This is a genomic window from Variovorax sp. PBL-E5 (genome assembly GCF_901827185.1).
GTDB lineage: Bacteria > Pseudomonadota > Gammaproteobacteria > Burkholderiales > Burkholderiaceae_C > Variovorax.
The window spans coordinates 5,304,709-5,322,086 of record NZ_LR594671.1 but is presented as its reverse complement, the minus strand read 5'-3'; the positions used below and the strand labels follow the sequence as shown (position 1 = coordinate 5,322,086).

At 68.0% G+C, this 17,378-nt stretch carries 15 protein-coding genes; 6 read left to right on the top strand and 9 right to left on the bottom strand.

Annotation, left to right across the window (positions count from 1 at the left end):
* Nucleotides 1–11: 11 nt before the first annotated feature.
* From WDLP6_RS25895 to WDLP6_RS25885, 3 genes are read right to left on the bottom strand one after another with little or no spacing between them, the layout of a single operon-like run.
* Nucleotides 12–2,336: a hybrid sensor histidine kinase/response regulator gene (locus WDLP6_RS25895; RefSeq protein ID WP_162594668.1), complete on the bottom strand. Its 2,325-nt coding sequence runs from the start codon at nucleotides 2,334–2,336 to the stop codon at nucleotides 12–14.
* Nucleotides 2,333–3,307: an ABC transporter substrate-binding protein gene (locus WDLP6_RS25890; protein WP_162594667.1), complete on the bottom strand. Its 975-nt coding sequence runs from the start codon at nucleotides 3,305–3,307 to the stop codon at nucleotides 2,333–2,335. Before WDLP6_RS25890 ends, WDLP6_RS25895 begins: the two co-directional genes overlap by 4 nt.
* A 5-nt stretch (nucleotides 3,308–3,312) precedes the next feature.
* Entirely contained in the window at nucleotides 3,313–4,023 is a 711-nt protein-coding gene (locus WDLP6_RS25885) for a response regulator (RefSeq protein ID WP_162594666.1), read from the bottom strand.
* 189 nt (nucleotides 4,024–4,212) lie between these two features.
* Here WDLP6_RS25885 and WDLP6_RS25880 point away from each other — a divergent pair, with 189 nt between their 5' ends.
* Genes WDLP6_RS25880 through WDLP6_RS25865 form a run of 4 tightly spaced genes read left to right on the top strand, consistent with a single transcriptional unit; the run spans nucleotide 4,213 to nucleotide 7,475 of the window.
* On the top strand, nucleotides 4,213–5,661 hold the full coding sequence (locus WDLP6_RS25880) for an FAD-binding oxidoreductase (protein ID WP_162594665.1): 1,449 nt from the start codon (nucleotides 4,213–4,215) through the stop codon (nucleotides 5,659–5,661).
* Complete coding sequence (locus tag WDLP6_RS25875) at nucleotides 5,658–7,004, top strand: tetratricopeptide repeat protein (RefSeq protein ID WP_162594664.1); 1,347 nt, start codon at nucleotides 5,658–5,660, stop codon at nucleotides 7,002–7,004. The genes WDLP6_RS25880 and WDLP6_RS25875 overlap by 4 nt, the downstream gene beginning before the upstream one ends.
* A 1-nt stretch (nucleotide 7,005) precedes the next feature.
* Nucleotides 7,006–7,227, top strand: a complete 222-nt coding sequence (locus WDLP6_RS25870) for a hypothetical protein (protein ID WP_162569991.1) — start codon at nucleotides 7,006–7,008, stop codon at nucleotides 7,225–7,227.
* A 14-nt stretch (nucleotides 7,228–7,241) separates the two neighbouring features.
* Nucleotides 7,242–7,475 carry a hypothetical protein gene (locus WDLP6_RS25865; protein WP_162594663.1) on the top strand — a complete coding sequence of 78 codons (234 nt, stop codon included), beginning with the start codon at nucleotides 7,242–7,244 and terminating at the stop codon, nucleotides 7,473–7,475.
* Here WDLP6_RS25865 and uvrA read toward each other — a convergent pair.
* Entirely contained in the window at nucleotides 7,448–10,471 is a 3,024-nt protein-coding gene (gene uvrA, locus WDLP6_RS25860) for an excinuclease ABC subunit UvrA (RefSeq protein ID WP_162594662.1), read from the bottom strand. The genes WDLP6_RS25865 and uvrA overlap by 28 nt on opposite strands.
* Before the next feature lie 465 nt (nucleotides 10,472–10,936).
* On the opposite strand from uvrA, the gene WDLP6_RS25855 reads away from it, so the two are divergent.
* A complete protein-coding gene (locus tag WDLP6_RS25855) occupies nucleotides 10,937–11,791 on the top strand; it encodes a DNA methyltransferase (RefSeq protein WP_232077325.1) in 855 nt (284 codons plus the stop codon).
* Here WDLP6_RS25855 and WDLP6_RS25850 read toward each other — a convergent pair.
* Complete coding sequence (locus WDLP6_RS25850) at nucleotides 11,779–12,381, bottom strand: hypothetical protein (RefSeq protein ID WP_162594660.1); 603 nt, start codon at nucleotides 12,379–12,381, stop codon at nucleotides 11,779–11,781. The two genes, WDLP6_RS25855 and WDLP6_RS25850, sit on opposite strands and share 13 nt — an antisense overlap.
* Nucleotides 12,335–13,753, bottom strand: coding sequence for a chloride channel protein (locus WDLP6_RS25845; RefSeq protein WP_162594659.1), 1,419 nt, complete (start codon nucleotides 13,751–13,753; stop codon nucleotides 12,335–12,337). Before WDLP6_RS25845 ends, WDLP6_RS25850 begins: the two co-directional genes overlap by 47 nt.
* Nucleotides 13,754–13,839: 86 nt before the next feature.
* On the opposite strand from WDLP6_RS25845, the gene ssb reads away from it, so the two are divergent.
* The gene (gene ssb, locus WDLP6_RS25840; RefSeq protein WP_162594658.1) at nucleotides 13,840–14,361 is read left to right on the top strand and encodes a single-stranded DNA-binding protein; all 522 of its coding nucleotides are present in this window, start codon (nucleotides 13,840–13,842) and stop codon (nucleotides 14,359–14,361) included.
* Nucleotides 14,362–14,368: 7 nt separating this feature from the next.
* Here the strand turns inward: ssb and WDLP6_RS25835 are convergent, their stop codons facing one another.
* The 3 genes from WDLP6_RS25835 to WDLP6_RS25825 form a co-directional block, all read right to left on the bottom strand.
* Nucleotides 14,369–15,691 (bottom strand): NTP/NDP exchange transporter, encoded by a 1,323-nt coding sequence (locus WDLP6_RS25835; protein WP_162594657.1) that lies wholly within the window; start codon nucleotides 15,689–15,691, stop codon nucleotides 14,369–14,371.
* Nucleotides 15,688–16,434: an NADPH-dependent F420 reductase gene (locus tag WDLP6_RS25830; RefSeq protein WP_197910202.1), complete on the bottom strand. Its 747-nt coding sequence runs from the start codon at nucleotides 16,432–16,434 to the stop codon at nucleotides 15,688–15,690. The genes WDLP6_RS25835 and WDLP6_RS25830 overlap by 4 nt, the downstream gene beginning before the upstream one ends.
* Before the next feature lie 162 nt (nucleotides 16,435–16,596).
* Nucleotides 16,597–17,367, bottom strand: a complete 771-nt coding sequence (locus WDLP6_RS25825) for a GntR family transcriptional regulator (protein ID WP_162594655.1) — start codon at nucleotides 17,365–17,367, stop codon at nucleotides 16,597–16,599.
* Nucleotides 17,368–17,378: the final 11 nt, after the last annotated feature.

Sequence of the window (17,378 nt, the reverse complement as noted above, 5' to 3'; positions counted from 1 at the left end):
CGACGATTCGATCAACAATTCTCGACAGCCGCCACTTCGGCCACAACGCGACGCACGTCGCTCGGCAGGAAGGGCTTCTCGATCACCGGCCGGCCGCTGTCCTGGACGAAGTCGTTCAGTGCCGCGGACAAGGTGTCGCCGGTCACGAACACGACACGCTCGGCCTGCCGCGGCCAGCGGCGCTCGATCTCCCTGTACAGGCCGCGCCCATCGAGATCGGGCATGCGCATGTCGGTGAGGATCACGTCGTAGTGCTCGTGCGCCATGCGTTCCAGCGCGTCGTGCGCGGATTCGACGGCGACAACGCAGTGCTGCGCGCCGATCAGAATCTGGGCCAGCGTCTCGCGGATCTCCGTCTCGTCATCGACGATCAGGATCCTGCGCAATTTCGCTTTCGCGGTGGGTGAGGGCACAGCACCGATGCCGCTCGCGTGCGCAGGGCCGACGGGCAGCGCCATGGTGAACACGGCGCCGCCGCCCGGCGGACACTCGACCGTGAGTTCGCCCCCATGCGCCTCGACGATGCCGAGGCTGACGGCCAGTCCCACGCCGGTGCCGATGCCCGTGGGCTTGGTGGTGAAGTAAGGTTCGAACACGCGGACACGCAGCGGCTCCGGAATGCCGGGCCCGTTGTCCGAGACCGTGACGCAGACCCGCCCGGCCGCTCGATCGTGGCGCGTGCGCAGCAGGACGCGGCGCGGCCCGGGCTGGTTCTGCAAGGCCTGCTGCGCGTTGATGAGCAGGTTGAGCAGCACCTGGTGCAGCTGGTCGGCATCGGCGAGGATCGGCGGAAGGTCGTCGCACGGATCGAGCACCACCTCGACGCCGCTCGTGCGCATCGCATACGCGGCCATGTCCAGGGCCGCGCTCACCACGTCGTTCATCGCCACCGGCCCGCGTTCGGGCGGTTGCTGGCGGGCCATGCCGAGGAAGGTGCGCACGATGCGGGCGCATCGCTCCGCCGCGACGCGGATCTTGGTCGCCATCGCCCGCGCGCCGGCATCGCCCTGTTCCTCCAGCAGCACCGCGCGCGCCACCACCACCGCCAGCGGGTTGTTGAGCTCGTGCGCCACGCCGGCCAGCAGTGAACCGAGCGCGGCCAGCTTCTCGCGTTGATAGAGGGCTTCGCGCTGCCGTGCCAGCTCCTCCGCGGATCGCTTCTTCTCGGTGATGTCGGTGGAGATGGCGCACACCGCGTAGGCCGTGCCGCCGGCGTCGTGCAGCGGGAACTTGATCGAGATGTAGGTGTGCAGGCCGTCGTCGAGCGGCGCGGTCTCCTCGAACTCGATCGGGCCGTTCCGCTCCAGCACCGCCAGGTCGTTCGTTCGCAGGGCCTGGGCGCTGATCTCCGGCAGCACCTCGTCGACGGTGCGGCCGAGCACCTCGGCCTGCCGCAGATGGAACAGATGTTCCCATTGCCGATTGACGAACAGGAACCGACCCCGCGTGTCCTTGACCGAGACGACCGAGGTCGTGTTGTTGAGGATCTGCTGCAGCCGGGCTTCGCTGTTCTGCAGCGCCTGCTGCACGCGCGCCCTCGCGGCGATGTCGTGGTGCAATCGGGTCTGCGTGTCGGCGACTTTCTCTGCCATCGCATCGAAGGCGCGACTCAGCCGGCCCAGTTCGTCGTTGCCACGCAGGCGGCTGCGTGCCGACAGGTTGCCGGCGGCGAGCTGCTCTGCGGCATGCACCAGCCGCGCGGTGCGGCGGGTCAGCAGGAAGTGAAACACGAGCCACATGGTCAAGGCCAATGCGGTCACGCATCCTCCCCAATAGAGCGACTGCTGAATGACCTGCGCGCGCGCCTCGGCCCTGGGCCCCGCGAGGTCGGAGGCCAGGAACAGGCTGCCGCGTTGCGAAGGACGCAACTCCGCGCGCCCGGGGCTTCCCATCAGGATGCCGGCGTAGGCGAGCAGCTCGGTGCCGGTCGGGTCCTGCGTCACTCGCGCGCGATGCTCGCGGATGGCGCCCGCGGCCTGGCCGAAATCGAAGGCCGGCAGGACCTCCGCGACCGGCCTGCCGAGCCATGCTCTTCGCGTCGCGGCGACGACGATGTTGTGTTCGTTCGTCAGCACCGCGAAGACGATGTCATGGTTGTGCGCCAGCACCGCGATCTCGTGCTGCGCGGTGACCAGGTCGCCCTTGAGCGAGAGGTACTCCAGCGTGCTCTGCAGGCGCGACATCTCCTGCGTGATCCGCTCGCGGCTGCGATCCTCGGTGGCGCGCTCGGCCTGGGGGACGTGGTAGAGAAGAATGAAAGTGCTCAGTGCCGCGGCGAAGCCGAGCAGGATCAGCGGCACCGTGAACTTGAGCGAGGTCGACACGCGCAGCTTCACGGCGGCAGGCCTTCCAGCGGCGCGGGTGCCAGCACTTCCTCGATCTTCAAACCGACGGGCAGCAGCTTCGCCTGCAGCATCAGGTCCATGAGCCGGCGTCCGGCCGGTACCAGCTCCGGTGCCGCGCCGCCGATCATCTTCAGGTTCTCCTCGCGCGACGGGATGTGCAGGCCACGCAGGCCCGCGAGATACTGCTCGCCCGTGGTCTGCTGCCGGATGCCCATCCGCCGGGCCGCGTCGGCGGGCTCACGCTGCAGGTAGTCGATGGCCTTGAACCAGCCGACCAGCAGCGTCTGCACGGTCTTGGATTGCTTGTCGAGCACGCTCTGCCGCACCACCACCATGTCGACGATCTCGCCCGGGATCCGGGTGCTGTCGAAGAGCGTCGCGCCGCCGTTCTGAAGCAATTGGGCGCGGTACGGATCGAAGGTCACCGCGCCATCCACCTGCCCTTTCCCGAAGGCGCTGGGCTGCTCGTTCGATTCCATCTGCACGACCGTGATATCGCTCGCCTGCATGCCGTTGAGCGCCAGCGCCCGGCTCAGCACGAACGCGCCGAGCGCGCCGCTCTCCACCGCGACGCGCTTGCCCTGCAGGTCCTTCATCGTTTTCATGCCGGCGCGGCCCACGATCGCATCGGCACCGTTCGACACATCGACCACCAGAATCGCGCGCGGCATCATGCCTTCCACCGCGAGCCCGAACAGCTCGTCCAGGCTGATCACCATGCCGTCGATGGCCTGGTTGCGAAACGCGCGCAGGACTTCGCTGGCCGACGGGTACTCCAGCAGCTGGACCGTCTTGGGCGGCAGGTACCCGAGCTCTCGCGCCAGGTAGAGCGGTTCGCTGCCGATCCATACGTTGGTGCCGATGCGCAGCGCGGGTTCGGGCTCGCGCACGCAGCCCGCCAACATGAGCGCGATGCCTGCGAGTGCGCACGAAAGCAGTGTGCGGCGCAGCCAGGTCTTCATGGTGTTCACTCCCCGTTCGGCAGGAAGACATAGCCGGCGTTGCGCATCGTGCGGATGTACTTCGGATGCTCGGGATCCGGCTCGACCTTCTTGCGCAGACGCATGATGCGCAGGTCCACGCTGCGGTCGAACGGTGCCCATTCGCGCTGCCCGGTCGAATCCAGGATCCGTTCGCGCGAGAGCGGGCGGTTCGGATGTTCGGCCAGCGCCTTCAGCAGGTCGAACTCGAGCGGCGACATCGGCACTTCGGCCCCTTCCGGGTCCGTGAGGCGATGCGCTGCCAGATCGAGCACGCAGCGGCCGATCCGCACGCGCTCGGCGCCCAGCTCGGCGCGGCGTGACAGTGAAGTGCGGCGCAGCACGCTGCGGACGCGCGCGAGCAACTCGCGCGGATCGAAGGGCTTGGACACGTAATCGTCGGCGCCCATCTCCAGGCCCACGATGCGGTCCACCACCGTGTCGGCCGAGGTCAGCATCACGATCGCGACCTGCGCGTAGCGCTCGCGCAGATGGCGCGCCAGGCTCAGGCCGTCCTCGCCGGGCATGTGGATGTCCACCAGCGCCAGATCGATCAGATGCTCGGCCGCGAGCGATCGCGCGGCGTCGGCGCTGGCGGCACCGATGGCGTCATAGCCATGCGATACGAAGTACTCGACGATGACTTCGCGGATCTCCTGCTCGTCGTCCACGACCAGGATCTGGGCCTTCGGGTTCATGAACCCTCCTCTTCCTCGCTCACTCTCCCTGGTGACTTGAAAGGGTAGATCGATACGGGGCCGTCGTGCACGGCGCAGGCAGCGCGTGAAACAAACGAAACAAGAAAGGCGCGCCGCTGATGCAAGGCGAACGCACGTGCTTTTCAGAATCGATTCCGTCCCGAAACCACTTTCACCGAGGAGCACACCATGCAATCGCTGTCTTACCTTACGCTGGAAAAGAAGGCCCAGCAAGTCCCGCAATCCGTCGTCGACACCTTCGCGCTGAAGATCAGCGGCGGCCTGCTGCGCCGCGGCGACCTGGCCTACGACGAAGCGCGCCGGGTCTGGAACGCCACCGTCGACCGCCATCCCGCATTGATCGCGCGCTGCCTGAGCACCGGCGATGTCCAGGCCGGCGTGCGCTTCGCCGCGACCCATCGCATGCTCCTGAGCGTGCGCGGCGGGGGCCATCACATCGCCGGGAATGCGGTGGCGGAGGGTGGCCTGATGCTGGACCTGTCGGGCATGTCCGCCGTCAGCATCGACGCCGCGGCCCATACCGCGCGTGTCGGCCCGGGCGCCCTGCTGCGCGATGTCGATCGCGAAGCGCAGGCCCATGGTCTGGCCACGCCGCTGGGCATCAACTCGACCACCGGCGCGGCCGGCCTCACGCTCGGCGGCGGCTTCGGCTGGCTGAGCCGCCGCCACGGCATGACCATCGACAACCTGCTGAGCGCCACGGTGGTGACGGCCGATGGCGCCGAGCACGCGGTCTCGCCGAGCGCGCAGCCCGATCTGTTCTGGGCCTTGCGCGGCGGCGGCGGCAACTTCGGTGTCGTCACCTCGTTCGAGCTGCAACTGCATCCGGTCGGGCCCGAGGTCTACGCCGGTCTGGTGGTCTATCCGTTCGCACAGGCGCGGCAGGTGCTGCGCGCATGGCGCGACTTCAGCGCCGGCGCGCCCGAGGAACTGAGCGTGTGGACGGTGATGCGCAAGGCGCCGCCACTGCCCTTCATTCCGGCGTCGGCGCATGGCACCGAGGTCGTGATCTTCCCGCTGGTCTACAGCGGCGACATCGCGCAAGGCGAACGCGCCGCGGCGCCGGTGCTGCAGTTCGGCACGCCGCTGGCATCGCATCTCGGGCCGACACCGTATGCGGCTTTCCAGGGCGCTTTCGATCCGCTGCTCACGCCGGGCGGCCGCAACTACTGGAAGTCCAACAACTTCAGCGCACTGAGCGATGCGGCGCTCGACGTCATCATGGCCGCCGCGGCGCATCTGCCCGGACCCGAGTGCGAGGTCTTCGTGGCCCAACTGGGCGGTGCGATGTCGCGCGTCGATCCGGCGGCCACGGCCTTCGTCGGCCGCGACGTGCGCTTCATCATGAACGTGCACGGCCGCTGGTCCGATGCACGGGACGACGAGCGGGTGCGCGCCTGGGCGCGCCAGGCCTTCGAGGACGCCGCGCCGCACGCGACCGGCAGCGGCTACGTCAACTTCCTGACCGAGGACGAGGCCGAGCGCGTGGCCGCGAGCTACGGCAGCAACTACCCGCGCCTGCAGGCGCTCAAGCAGCGCTACGACCCGGGCAACCTGTTCCGCATGAACCTGAACATCGTGCCGGCGGGTGGCGCGCAGCGGGAGGTCGCGTCATGAGCGAACTCGATTCGCGTGGCCTCGCCATCACGGGCGCCACGCCGGCCGCACTGGCGTTGTACGAAAGCGCGCTGGCCGCGACGCTGGCCTGGCGCAGCGGCGCCAGCACGCCGCTCGAGCAGGCGATGGCGCAGGCGCCGGCGTTCGTGATGCCGCACATCCTGCAGGCCTACACGCTGTTGTGCAGCCGCGATCCGAAGCGTGTGCGCTCGGCACAGGCGGTGCTGGAGCACGCGGCCGTCCTTCCGGCCAACGAGCGCGAGGCCACCCACCTGGCGGCGATCGCCGGTGTGCTGGCGGACGACTACGACTTCGCGCGCGAGACGCTGGCGGAGCTGTTGCGCCAGCATCCGCACGATGCGTTGGCGCTGCATGCGGCGCATGCCTTCGACTACCTGACCGGCGACACCGAGCGCCTGAGCCGCCGCCTCGCGGAGGTGCTGCCGGCCTGGTCGGACGGCATGCCCGGCCACCACGCGGTGCTGTCGATGCACGCCTTCGGTCTCGTGGAGTGCGGAGACTGCGAAGGTGCCGAAAGCGTCGCCCGTGCGGCGCTGGCATCGAACCCGCTCGACGCGCGGGCGCACCACGTGATGGCGCATGTCTTCGAGATGACCGGCCGTGCCGCTGCGGGCGTGCGCTGGATGGACGCGCACCGGGCCTGCTGGTCCGAGGACAGCGTCGTCGCCACGCATTGCTGGTGGCACCTGGCGTTGTTCCTGATCGAGGTGGGCCGCGTCGACGATGCGCTGGCGATCTACGACCAGCGCGTGAGGCCCGGCCGGCCCGGCGGGGTCGCCGATCTCATCGATGCGTCCGCGCTGCTGTGGCGTCTGCAGCTTCGCGGCCACGACGTGGGTGTGCGCTGGGAAGAACTCGCGCAGGCCTGGTCGCCGCGCATCGACGATGCGTTCTGCAGCTTCACCGATCTGCACGCGATGCTGGCCTTCGTCGGCGCGGGTGACGAGGCCAGCGCACGGCGCATGGAGCGTTTCCTGGCGGTCCGCGAATCGTTGCCGACGCGTCACGGCAAGACCACGCGCCTGCTGGGCTTGCCGGCCTGCCGCGCGCTGATGGCCTTCGGCCGCGGCGACCACGCGCGCGCGATCAACCTGCTCGCCGGCCTGCCGGCCTGGGTCCATCGCCTGGGCGGCAGCCATGCGCAGCGCGACGTGCTGCACCTGACTTTGCTCCATGCCATCGAACAGGTTCGCCGTCCGATCCGGCTGCCCGGCCGCGTGGATTCGAACCCAAGACCCGGAGTGCGCCGCCTGCCCGCGATCCCTATCGTGATCGCATCGAAGCCCATCCATGTTGCGGCCCGGTCCGCGTCAGGAGAATGAAATGTCCTCTTCATTGAACCGTATCGCTCGCACCCTTCCATCGGCACTCGAATTCGAATGGCCTGCGCGCGCATGGCGTCGCCTCTCGGACGCGTGGGTTGCGCTGCATCGGCGTGCCCTTGCCCGGCGCGACCTGCGTTCGATCGATGAACGCACGCTGCGCGACATCGGCCTTTCGCATCGCGCTGCCGCCGAGTGGCCGCGCATCCGTGACGAGTGGTGAGGCAGGAGACGCTCATGACATCCATTCATCCGGAAGCGCCGCGGACCGATGCGGCCGAGCCGTCGCATCCCGACGCCCGCACCGAGCTGCGCGATGCGCTGGTGGCGATCGCGATCACCGTTGCCGGTGTGGCGAGCGCGGTGGCGATGGTCGTCATCCCGCAGCGCCTTCCTTCTCCGGAGCAGGCGCCGATCGTGTGCAAGAGCAGCGCCGGCGAGTCTCAGGCCGGCAGCAGCCGCTTCAGATAGCGCCCCGTGTGGCTCGCCTCGGTGGCCGCGATGGCTTCCGGCGTGCCGACGCCCACCACCGTGCCGCCGCCGGCGCCGCCTTCGGGGCCCATGTCGATGACCCAGTCGGCGGTCTTGATGACGTCGAGGTTGTGCTCGATCACCACGATGGTGTTGCCCGCATCGCGCAGCTGGTGCAGCACCTTCAGCAGCAGCTCGATGTCAGCGAAGTGCAGGCCGGTGGTCGGCTCGTCGAGGATGTAGAGCGTGCGGCCGGTGTCGCGCTTGCTGAGTTCCAGCGCGAGCTTGACGCGCTGCGCCTCGCCGCCCGACAGCGTGGTCGCGGCCTGGCCCAGCTTGATGTAGCTCAGGCCGACATCCAGCAGCGTGCGCAGCTTGCGCTCGATGGTCGGCACGGCCTTCAGGAAATCGTGCGCGGTCTCGACCGTCATGTCGAGGATCTGCGCGATGTTGCGGCCCTTGTACTGGACCTCCAGCGTCTCGCGGTTGTAGCGCTGGCCGTGGCACACCTCGCAGGGCACGTAGACGTCGGGCAGGAAATGCATCTCGACCTTCACCACGCCGTCGCCCTGGCAGGCCTCGCAGCGGCCGCCGGCCACGTTGAAGCTGAAGCGCCCCGGCCCGTAGCCGCGTTCACGCGCGGTGTGGGTCTCGGCCATCAGCTCGCGGATCGGCGTGAACAGGCCGGTGTAGGTGGCCGGGTTGCTGCGCGGCGTGCGGCCGATCGGCGACTGGTCGACGTTGATGACCTTGTCGAAATACTCGATGCCTTCGATCGCCTCGTGCGCGGCCGGCTCCTCGTGCGCGCGGTAGAGCGTGCGCGCGACCGCGCTGTAGAGCGTGTCGTTGACCAGCGTCGACTTGCCCGAGCCCGAGACGCCGGTCACGCAGGTCAGCAGGCCGACCGGGAACGCGACGTTGACGTCCTTGAGGTTGTTGCCGCTGGCACCGATGACGCGGATCTCCTGCAGGTCGGTCTGCGAGGCCAGGTGCGCGGCCTCGCGCGCGGCGCGCCGCTCGGCCGCGGGGCTCTGCGGAAAGCGCGAGGCCTTCTTGCCCTCGTTGAACGCGGGTTTCGCGACCACCGGCAGCCAGGGCGTGCGGCGCGCCGGCACCGCGATCTTCTTCGCGCCCGAGAGGTATTGGCCGGTCAGCGAATCGGGATGGGCTGCGACCTCGGCATAGCTGCCCTGCGCCATCACCTGGCCGCCGTGCACGCCGGCGCCCGGACCCATGTCGATCACGTGGTCGGCCGCATGGATCATGTCCTCGTCGTGCTCGACCACGATCACGCTGTTGCCGATGTCGCGCAGATGCCGCAGCGTGCCGATCAGCCGGTCGTTGTCGCGCTGGTGCAGCCCGATGCTCGGCTCGTCGAGCACGTACATCACGCCGGTGAGGCCGGAGCCGATCTGCGAAGCCAGCCGGATGCGCTGCGCTTCGCCGCCCGAGAGCGTCTCGGCGCTGCGGTCCAGGCTCAGGTAATTGAGGCCGACGTCGTTGAGGAACTTGAGCCGAAGGCCGATCTCGCGCACCACCTTGTCGGCGATCTCGGCCTTGGCGCCGCGCAGCTTGAGGCCCTGGAAATAGGCCAGGCTCTCGCGCAGCGTCACGCGGCTGATCTCGTAGATCGCCATGCGCTGCGGCTCGGGGCCGGACTCGTCGACCAGGAACACGTTGCGGGCTTCGGGCTTGAGGCGCGTGCCGTCGCAGTCGGGGCAGGGCTGCATGTTGCGAAAGCGCGAGAGATCTTCGCGCACCATCGCCGAATCGGTCTCGCGGTAACGCCGCGCCATGTTCGGGATGATCCCTTCGAAGGGATGCTTGCGGATCAGCTTCTTGCCGGCCTGCTGGCCGCTGTCCATCACGTAGCTGAACTTGATCTCTTCCGCCGCCGAGCCATGCAGCACGGTCTGCTGCGCCGAGGCGGGCAGTTCCTCGAAGGGCGTGTCGAGGTCGAACTTGTAGTGCTTGGCCAGGCTCTCCAGCATGCTGAAGTAATAGCCGTTGCGCCGGTCCCAGCCCTTGATCGCGCCGCTCGCGAGGCTCAGCGTCGGAAAGGCCACCACGCGCGTTGGATCGAAGAACTCGCGATGCCCGAGGCCGTCGCAGCTCGGGCAGGCGCCGACCGGCGAATTGAAGGAGAACAGCCGCGGCTCGAGCTCGGCGATCGCGTAGTGGCAGATCGGGCAGGCGAACTTGGCGTTGAAGAGATGCTCCTTCGTGCTGCCGTCCTCGTGCATCTCGAGCGCGATCGCGCGGCCCTCGGCCAGGCGCAGCGCGTTCTCGAAGCTCTCGGCCAGCCGCTGCTGCATGTCGGGACGCGCGCGCAGGCGGTCGATCACCACGTCGATGTCGTGCTTCTCGGTCTTCTTGAGCTTGGGCAGGTCGTTGTATTCGAAGGTCTCGCCGTCGACGCGGAAGCGCACATAGCCGGCGGCCTGCATCTCGGCGAAGAGCTCGAGGAACTCGCCTTTCTTCTCGCGCGCGACCGGCGCCAGGATCAAGAGGCGCGGCTCGTCGGACAGTGCGATCGTGGCATCGACCATCTGGCTCACCGTCTGCGCCTGCAGCGGCAGGTGGTGGATCGGGCAGTAGGGCGTGCCGGCGCGCGCATACAGGAGGCGCAGGTAGTCGTGGATCTCGGTCACCGTGCCCACGGTGGAGCGCGGGTTGTGGCTGGTCGCCTTCTGCTCGATGCTGATCGCGGGCGACAGACCCTCGATCACGTCGACGTCGGGCTTGTCCATCAACTGCAGGAACTGGCGCGCGTAGGCCGACAGGCTCTCGACGTAGCGGCGCTGGCCCTCGGCATAGAGCGTGTCGAAGGCCAGGCTCGACTTGCCCGAGCCCGACAGGCCGGTGATCACCACCAGCTTGTTGCGCGGAATGTCGAGGTCGACGTTCTTGAGGTTGTGCGTGCGTGCGCCGCGGATGCTGATGCGCTGCTGCGCGAGCACGGCGCCGAGGTAGGCATCGTCGGTGGGGGAATTCACGGGGCGGTCGATTCTGGGCAACCGAGCATGATAAGTCCCCGGGGATTTCAGGGCATGGCGAGGGTTGGGGGCCGTAGTGATTGTTCGTGCCCCTCGAAAGAGCGGCCTTGCACTTCTAGCTAGACGTCTGGACGTCTACAATCCACATTTCATCAAATGCATGGAGTTCCACAAGTGCGCAGACGACCGGGCGAAGTGAGGGATGCGATTGTCAGCGCATTGGAGGGCCGAAACGGCGGGGCAAGCGTTCAACAGATCACCCGGGACGTGAGCGCATTGATCGGGGAGGTCGCACCGTCCTCGATTCGCTCATACCTTCAGCTGAATACGCCGGCATTGTTTGCTCGCATGGAGCGGGCGCAGTATGCCCTTGCGGGGTTCAATGCCGCACCGCGTGACGCTGCGCCGTCTCCCCCGCCGACTTGCTTCCAATTCGGGGGCGCGACACTTCATCTGAACGACTGCATGACGTGGCTCGGCGTCCAGCCTCCCAACTCGGTTCACGCTGTGGTGACGGATCCCCCCTATGGGCTCCTGGAATACACGCCGACTGAACAAGCCAAGCTGAGGGAAGGCAGAGGCGGCGTCTGGCGGATTCCTCCGAGCTTTGACGGTTCCCAGCGCGCGCCCTTGCCTCGCTTCACCGTTCTGAAGCCATCGGAACTCCTGGAACTCGAGAGATTCTTCCTGGCCTGGGGCCGAGACTTGATGCGTGTGCTCGTTCCAGGCGCCAACGTCGTCGTCGCCAGCAATCCGTTGCTTTCTTATCTGGTGTCCGGGGCATTGAGCCGTTCAGGACTGGAGCGCCGTGGCGAAATCGTCCGTTTGGTGATGACCATGCGAGGCGGTGATCGGCCCAAGGCGGCGCATGTCGAATTCGATGGTGTGAGCGTCATGCCTCGGTCCATGTGGGAACCCTGGCTGATGTTTCGCAAGCCGCTGGACGGGCGAGTTCAGGACAACTTGCGCAAGTGGGGAACGGGCGGATTCCGCCGCATTTCTTCCGGCAGGCCATTTGGTGACGTGATCGAATCCGCACCTACGCGTGCCTCCGAGAGAAAGCATGCGCCCCACCCAAGCCTCAAGCCGCAAGCTTTTCTTCGAAAACTCGTCCGTGGGGTCTTGCCCCTGGGTCAGGGTGTCGTCCTGGATCCCTTTGCCGGCGCTGCATCGACCTTGGCTGCCGCCGAGGCCGTTGGCTATGAAAGTATCGGTATCGAACGGGATCCAAGCTACTTCAAGATCGCAACCGCAGCGCTACCGAAACTCGCTGCATTGACCATCGCGGAAGACAGCGAGCGACGCGGTCAGGCGCGATAGATCCATTTTTTTCGAAGATTGGCGATGCCTTCTGCGTGCAGTGTTGCAGTGCGCGTACCCAACTCGCCTCGAGCGTTCTTTCTGAAGTCCTCAATGCGCACTTCGCCGAGATAAATCTCAGTAAAGGCAAGTGGCGATCGATCGATCGCCGGTTCGGTCTTGTCGTCGACCGCATACACGAAGACGCACATCCATTGATTTCGTGCCCCATGTGTGTCGACCGCTCCACCACGTTTTCTTGTGGTCTTGATCTCGACGCCATGCTCTCCTGCCTTGGCCGCATTGCCAGCGTAGTGCCCACGCACCACGAGGTCCGGATGGCCGTTGAAGTATTCATTCACCGTCAGCGTGCGTGAGTGCTTGGCCAGACTTGCGGTCAGCATGTCGGACAAGAGTCCCGACATGATCGCCGGCCGCAGCATGTCGTCGAGTCGATCGAGACCTTTCGCAGCCAGATTGGAGTTCACGTCAAAGAAGAAGTCGTAGACGTCCTGCGTTGCCGACAGAAAATCCTGGATCCGCAATTGAAATGGAAGCGCCAGCTCATGGTTGAGCTTCGTTGGATCGAGGCGGTTGCGCGTGACCGGCATGAGCTGAGTCGTGTGAAGTTGACGCGCCGGATTCTGGCACGCTGATGGATTCTGTCGCGGGCTTTGAAATCGCATTCGCCACCAGGTACTGCGACAGCGTTTCGTACAGCGGCCGCCCGATCATGCGCGACACCAGGCTGGCCAGCATCGCGCAGGCCATCAGGCTCAGCACCATCGAATGGCCGTCGACCATTTCCATCACGATGATGAAGGCGGTCAGCGGCGCCTGCGTCACGGCGGCCAGGAAGCCGGCCATGCCGAGCGCGATCAGTGCCGGGCCGAGCGCGGGGCCGGCGAGCTGCGCGATGGCGTCGCCGATGCCCGCGCCGATCGACAGCGCCGGCGCGAACAGGCCGCCGGGCACGCCGCACCAGGCCGTGATCCAGGTGGCGATGAACTTGAGCAGCGTGTAGAGCGGCGTCAGCTCGTCATGGCCCGCGAGCATGCGCTTGACGGCTTCCGAGCCGGCGCCGAAGGTCACGCCGCCGGTGGCCAGGCCGATGATCGCGACCACGAGCCCGCCGGCCGCGGCGAAGCGGATCGGCCAGCGCGCGCGCCAGCGGTTCAGCCGCCCCGGCGCGCCGGTCAGCGAGGCGACGAAGAGCCGCGAGAAGATCCCGCCCGCGGCGCCGCTCGCCAGCGCCACCAGCAGCCCCGGCGCGAGCAGTTCCCAGCCGGTGCGCGGCACCTTGATCACGCCGAAATAGCTCACGTTGCCGAACACCGAGACGGCGACCAGGCCGGCCAGCACGATGGCCGTGATGATCAAGCCGCTGGCGCGCGACTCGAGCTGGCCCGCCAGTTCCTCGATCGCGAACAGCACGCCGGCCAGCGGCGCGTTGAAGGCCGCCGCGATGCCGGCCGCGCCGCCCGCCAGCAGCAGCGCGCGCGCATCGATCGTCGTGGCCGGCGAGAGCCAGCGGCGCGCGTGCTGCATCACGCCGGCCGCGACCTGCACCGCCGGCCCTTCGCGGCCGATCGAGAGTCCCGCCGCGAAGCCGGCCACCGCCAGGCCGATCTTGGCCACCGTGAGCCGCAGCGAGACCATCAGCCAGCGCCGCTCGGGCGGCATGGCCGGGTCCAGCGCCGCCTTGACCTGCGGGATGCCCGAGCCGCTGGCGCCCGGAAACCAGCGCCGCGTGGCCCAGGCGATGCCGGCCGTCACGGCCGGGGTCCAGACCAGCACGGCCCAGGGCCAGCGCTCGAAGCCCTGCTGGAAGCGATCGAAGACCCAGGTGGTCGACAGGCTGAGCGCGACCACGAACAGGCCCGCGGCCGCCGCGTAGGCCAGCACGATGGCGCGGTCGAGCCAGATGCGGCCGCTCGACAGTTCGGCACGGAGGTTCTCGAGGAAGTCGGGTTCGCGGTTCATGGTCACAGGGGCCAGATTCTCGCCGCTCGGCATGCGGCACAATCTTCGCTTTCCTCCTCTTCAACCATTCATCAGGGGCAGTGCACATGGCATCGGTCAACAAAGTCATCCTCGTCGGCAATCTCGGGCGCGACCCGGAAACACGCACCTTCCCCAGCGGCGACCAGGTCTGCAACGCGACCCTTGCCACCACCGACAAGTGGAAGGACAAGCAGAGCGGCGAAATGCGCGAGGCCACCGAGTGGCACCGCCTGGTGTTCAACGGCCGGCTGGCCGAGATCGCCGCGCAGTACCTGCGCAAGGGCTCGCAGGTCTACATCGAAGGCCAGATCCGTACGCGCAAGTACACCGACAAGGACGGCGTCGAGAAGTACGCGACCGACATCCGTGTCGACCAGATGCAGATGCTGGGCAGCCGGCAAGGGCAGGGCGGGCCGTCGGGCGGGGACGACGACGGTGGCTATTCGCAAGGCGGTGGTGGTGGGGGTGGCGGCGGCTATTCGCGCCCGCCCGCGGCAGCGCCCCGTGCGCCTGCAGCGGCGCCGCGCCAGGCGCCTGCGAAGTCGTCGTCGGGGTTCGACGACATGGATGACGATATTCCGTTCTGAGCCGTCCCTAGCTTTGATTGCGCGCCGGCAATGGCCCGTCGCGCTCGGCGTCGCCGGCCAACCGGGCCGCGCGCCGCTCCTGCACCCTTCCCAGCGCAGCCGACAGCACCAGCCATCCGGCCGCTACCGGCAGCGCGCACAGCGCGATCGCGCCGAGCTTCAACCCGAGCGCCTGCGCGCTGTCGAACACCCAGCCGTAGAGCGCATCCGATCCGCGATAGACGACGACGTCGATCAGGTTCTTCGCCTTGTATTTCTCTTCGCGGTCCACCACGGTGAAGAACACCTGCCGCGCCGGATTGGCCAGCGCGAAGTTCATCCAGCGCTGCGCCACCTGCACGACCACGACGACGGAAAGCACTGGCATCAGCGCCAGCGCCGCGAAGCCGGCCACATACACCGCCGGCAACGCGCCGGCCGCCGCGCCCGTGCCGAAGCGCTTGAGCAGCCGGCCGGTCGCGAAGACCTGCGTCGCCAGCGACAGCAGCCCGACCGCGAGGTCGATGCTCGCAAAGATGCGCGTCTGCGCGCCGGCACCATGGACCTCCGCGGCGACCACATGGGCCTGCGCGAAATACAGCGTGGTCGCGCCGAAGGACAACAGGCTGACCCATGCCGCGACACCGAGCAGATAGGGCGATCGCATCAGCTCGGGCAAGGCGGCGAACGCACTGCCGCCGACCTTGCGCGCGTCCGGCTGCAGCGCGCGATCCTCGGGCCGCGCCGTCGCGCTGCGCTCGAGCCGATGCACGCACAGCACCGCCAGTTCGAGGAACACGATGGCGACGATCAGCAGGTTGGCCGGACCGAGCGGCACCGACAGCGCGATCGTGATGACCGGTCCGAGCAGCGCACCCGCCGTGCCGCCCGCACCGATGAAGCCGAACAGGCGCTTGCCCTGCTCGCTGGTGAAGAGGTCCGCCATGAACGACCAGAACACCGCGACCGCAAAGAGGTTGAACACGCTGACCCAGACGAAGAACACGCGCGCCACGATGGCCGGCGCGATGCCGAAGATCAGCAGCAGCCAGAACACGGCGAGGTTCAGTGCGAAGAAGTGGTAGACCACCGGAATGAAGTGCGCGCGCGGCAGCCTCGCCACCAGCGCGCCGTAGAGCGGCTGCGCCACCAGCAGGGTCACGAAGGTTGCGGTGAACAGCCACGGCAGGTTCCTCACGCCGCCCGCGATGCCCATCTGGTCGCGCAGCGGCCGCAGCACGTAATAGCCGGCCAGCAGCGCGAAGAAATACGCGAAGGACCACAACGCCGCCGCGAGCTCCTGAGGGGTGGCCGGGACCGCCCCACGCAGCGCGCGATGCAGCAGGGTCATGAAGGCAGCGACAGCTTCTGCCTGAGTTCGGATGCGGTCACCGATTGGCCGTAGCCCGGGTTGCCGCGCTGGAAGCGGCGCGCATCCGCCAGCTTGCCGACGATCACCGGATCGAAGCCGGCATCGCGCACCAGCGCCGCCGCCGTCTGCACCGCGGCGGCATCGTCGCCGGCGATCGGGATCGCGAGCTTCGGATCGGGCCGGTTCGCCTCGCGCGCGAAGATCATGTAGGACATCGTGTTGAACGCGCGCACCACGCGCGAGCCGGGCAGGTACTTCTGCGAAGTGACGCCGATGCCGTCGCGTTCCACCTCTTCCGCGATCGCGCCGTCGCGGCCGCTCACGGCGTTGCAGGCATCGAGCGCGACCTTGCCCTTGAACGCGTTGCCGTAGTCCTTCCCGAGTTGCGGCAATGCGCCGTACGGGAGGGCGACGAACAGCACGTCGCCGAAGTCGACCGCCTGCGCCACGGTGCCGGCGCTGGCCAGCGGACCGAGGCCGGCCACGAGGTCCTTGAGTTCCTCCGGATGGCGCGACGAGAACAGCACCGGATGGCCGGCCTTGACCCACAGCCTGCCGATGGTGCCGCCGATGTGGCCCGAGCCGATGACGCCGATGCGCGGCTTCGCGCCGCCTGCCGGCTGTGCGAACGTGCGACGTGCATATGGCACCGTGGCCAGTACCAGGGCGCCGCCTGCAAGCAGCAGGGCGCGGCGGCGGTCGAGGGCTTCGAGTTCGAACATCGACATCTCCCTGAGCCCGGTGCGTCGGGCTCGACAGCGGCCTGCGTCGGGGCGGCGGGACGTGGATCGCGGCAGGTGACGCGGCCCGCTCGCCGACGCATCATCGTCCGACGCGGCGGGGCATGCAAGCGGCGCGGCGAATGGCCGCCGCGGCGCACAAGGCTATGCGGGCCTCGACAGCAGGTGCACGTATTCGTGGTGCGCCGTGTCGATGGTCGACACGCGGTACTCCACCGGCTTGTCGCCGAAGGTCAGTGCCGTGCGCCGCACCTCCATCACCGGCGCGCCGGACGCGATGCCGAGCATGCGCATCGCGCTGCGGTCGGCCGCCACCGCGCGCGCTCTTTCGCGCGCCCGCGTCACGGTGATGCCGAACTCGGTCTGATAGAGGTGGTAGATCGTATTCGTGCGTTCGCGAAAGCGCTTTTCTGTGAGGCCCTTGAACAGCAGTACCGGCAGCGTGAGGCGGTCGTGGATCACGGCGCGGCCTTGCAGCAGCAGCCGGTTGTCGATCTGGAAGGCCGGCTCGCCGGGCTTGCGGCCCAGCGCCTGCGCGGGTTCTTCGTCCATGCGCACGCGCTCGAACGCGACCAGTTCGAGCTGCGGCACGTGGCGCACGCCGTCGCTGCGCTCGACGTGGAAGAACTGGAACATGAAGCGGTCGGAATCATGCAGCGCGACGAAGGTGCCGCGGCCCTGTCGGCGCACCAGGATGTGCTCGGCGACCAGGTCGTCCACCGCATGGCGCAGCGTGCCGACCGAGACGCGCAGCGCGGCCGACAGTTCGGCTTCGCTCGGCAGCACCGCGCCGGCCGGGTAGCGCCCCGATTCGATCGCGCGCAACAGCGAGCGCTTGACCACGCGGTACAGCGGCGCATCGGCCGTACCGGGGGAGATCGGCCTGAAGATGGTCGCGGCGCTCGGTGGGCTCATGCGGTCGATTG